Annotated in this window: 1 protein-coding gene; it reads right to left on the minus strand. The window is 60.7% G+C overall.

Going from position 1 to position 611, the window contains the following annotated elements; translation table 11 throughout:
• On the minus strand, window positions 1-578 hold a 578-nt coding region (locus A5707_RS11000), incomplete at its 3' end, for a protein kinase family protein (protein ID WP_197495310.1).
• Window positions 579-611: the final 33 nt, after the last annotated feature.

Below are 611 nucleotides of genomic sequence, written 5' to 3' on the forward strand. Positions count from 1 at the left end.
TTTGTTTGGTGTTGGGCGTGTTCGATGGCGTGGCCCAGTACGTAGGTCCAGGCTTCGGGTAGTGGGCGTTGGTGTGGTTGGTTGGTCAAGGTGTCGGTGATGATCTGGCGCAACAGTTCTGGTGTGGTGGGGGGTAGGTGGTGGGGGTTTTTGGTGTCGTGGTCGCCGGCGAGCAGGCGCAGGGCCAGCAGCCCGAGTTTGTAGGTGTCGGTGTAGATGGTGGCCAGTTCTTCGCCGGGGGGTGCGTCCCAGCCCGGGGTTTCCATCTGGGGCAGCGCCGAGACGGCGTTGATCCGCATGGCGTCGCAGTCGATGAAGTAGACCGCTTCGTGCGGCGTCAGCGAGAACAGCAGGTTTTTCGGTGAGATATCACCGACGCACACACCGTGCTTGTGAAGAAACGCCAGGGCGGAGGCGACTTCGCGCAGCAGCGAATAACGTTGAACGTCATCGAGTTTGACGCCTCGGGCAGACAACACCGAAACATGATTGAGCAGATGCTGGAATTCGGCGGGGGTCCTTGACACGCCACCAACGGTGGTCAGGTCGATGAAAAACTGAGCGGGGATGGCTGGCATCACGAAACCCCGTGGCCTGCCGCTTTCTTCGAC

Origin of the sequence: Mycobacterium kyorinense, assembly GCF_001672775.1 — a bacterium.
Lineage (GTDB): Bacteria > Actinomycetota > Actinomycetes > Mycobacteriales > Mycobacteriaceae > Mycobacterium > Mycobacterium kyorinense_A.